The 2,019-nt window shown below is 61.8% G+C and carries 2 protein-coding genes; one reads left to right on the top strand and one right to left on the bottom strand.

All coding sequences use genetic code 11. The annotated features are described in order from the left end of the window. Nucleotides 1-921: RtcB family protein (locus P792_RS31820; RefSeq protein ID WP_035440218.1), on the top strand; the 921-nt coding region annotated here is incomplete at its 5' end. Between the two features lie 174 nt (nucleotides 922-1,095). Here the strand turns inward: P792_RS31820 and P792_RS31815 are convergent. Beyond that, nucleotides 1,096-2,019, bottom strand: a 924-nt coding sequence (locus P792_RS31815; RefSeq protein WP_235075493.1) for a formyl transferase, incomplete at its 5' end; no start/stop codon positions are given.

Below are 2,019 nucleotides of genomic sequence, written 5' to 3'. Positions count from 1 at the left end.
CATTTCGGGGCGGGCGGGCGCGATCAGGGGCGACGCTTCACGCTCTCGCTCGATCTGCTTGATGCGTTCAGGGCCAATCCGTTCCTCAGCCACCAGAAAATGCTGCACACGGCGCAGTCTCATATGGGTACGCAGGGGGATGGCAATCACTTCCTGTTTGTGGGGCGGTCCCGTGCGACAGGTCATACCGCCATTGTGACGCATCACGGGTCACGCGGGCCAGGTGCCCAGCTCTACCGTGCCGGCGTGGAGGTCGCTGAACGCTGGAGGCGTCGCCTGTCGCCCGAGACATTGCGGCAGAATGCCTGGATCCCTGCGGATAGTGATGAAGGGCGCGATTACTGGGAGGCGCTACAGATCATACGCCGCTGGACCAAGGCCAACCATAACGCCATCCATCAGGCGGTAACAGAAAGCCTGCGCGCCACGCCGGCAGAGCGTTTCTGGAACGAGCATAATTTCGTGTTCGAGCGAGACGGGCTGTACCATCACGGCAAGGGGGCAACCCCGGCCTGGGGCAGCTATGCCAGCGATGCGACAGGCAAGGTGCTGATCCCGCTCAACATGGCCGAGCCGGTTCTGGTCGCACGGGGGCGCGATGCTGGTCACGCTCTGGGCTTTGCGCCCCATGGTGCGGGCCGTAACATGTCACGCACCGAGCATCGCCGCCGCATGGGTGATGCAACCCCGGAAGCGCTGCTTGCCGCCGAGACACAGGGGCTGGATGTCCGGTTTTTCGGGGGGAGGATCGATGTATCCGAGCTCCCATCGAGCTACAAACGGGCTGCAAGTGTCGTCGAGCAGATCAGGCGTTATGATCTAGCGGATATCGAGGATTATATCGATCCTGTCGGCTGCATCATGGCCGGTGATATGGCGCCGCCCTGGCTGAATGGCCACCGCTCGGGTCGTCGGAACTAGCGCGAACCGCGCTGCCAGTATCCTGCGGGCACGGCACCGCAGAATATCACCCCTGACGACAGCCTCCCGGTCGGTATAGCCGGTATGGAACGACCAGCACCTCTGACTCCGCACGGGCCGTCAAAGAGGCGCTCATACCATGCGCGCCTCACCCTCGGGACGGGAGGAGATGAATCAGGCCAGACCCAAGCGCTTGCGCAGTTTGCGCAGTTCGCGTCCGGCCTCGATCATGAGGCCATGCGGCGACAGAACTGTTCGCTTGATATCGAACAGCGTGACATCGCCTGCTGCAGACAGGGTGTGCATGCCTTCATCATAGGGTGCGTAAACCGACTGCATGGGCAAGGCTGGCCCACTGCGGGTTACAACGCGCTCGGAGGTGAGCACATCGAACCAGAGGGCACGGATGGCGCCACCATAGGTATGCGCGCAATCCTGAACCGGCAGCATGAGCTTTCCATCAATCATGACCGGCGTGCCTCCCGCCCGTGCGCTGGAAGGATCGAGGCGTATCGGGTTCTGACCATGACGCGTCCAGGGGCCCGTCAGGCTTTTGGCATAGGCGACATGCAGACGGCTTGGGGCTTTCTTGGCGGCTTCGACAGGGGTGTATATCATCCACCAGAGATCGTCATGGAAGCAGAGCGTGGCATCAACCGCGACTTCGCCACCCAGATCGATCTGGCAGACGGGCTCCCACTGATCGGGAAAGCGCGTGGCACGATAGAGTGTCTGTGTTCCCGAGCGATGCGCCTCGGGGAGCATCCAGAACGCGCCCTCCGCCTCGATGATCTGCGGGTAAGAAAGATGCCAGGGTTCACGCAGCACGATCTGCTGGCTGAGAAGCCGATACTCTTGGTCGTAGATGAGCACCTCAATCTCGCCAATGCGGTTGCGGTAGTCATAGATCTCGACAAAAACGTGCAGCCTGCCCTCGTGCCACACCCCGAACGGGTCGGCGCGAAACTGGAAGTCACGCGGCATGTCCGGCAGAAAGTGGCAGGGAATATCTGTCCAGTCGGGGTTTTCGAGCAACGTCGCAAGCGGGGCCCGCAAGATGCCGGTCCGCCAGATATCCTTCCGCAAGCTCATGTGATG

The sequence above is a fragment of the Asaia sp. SF2.1 genome (assembly GCF_000505765.1).
In the GTDB taxonomy this organism is placed as follows: Bacteria; Pseudomonadota; Alphaproteobacteria; order Acetobacterales; family Acetobacteraceae; genus Asaia; species Asaia bogorensis.
Note: the sequence above shows the minus strand (reverse complement) of the source record. Positions and strands in the feature narration are given on the sequence as shown.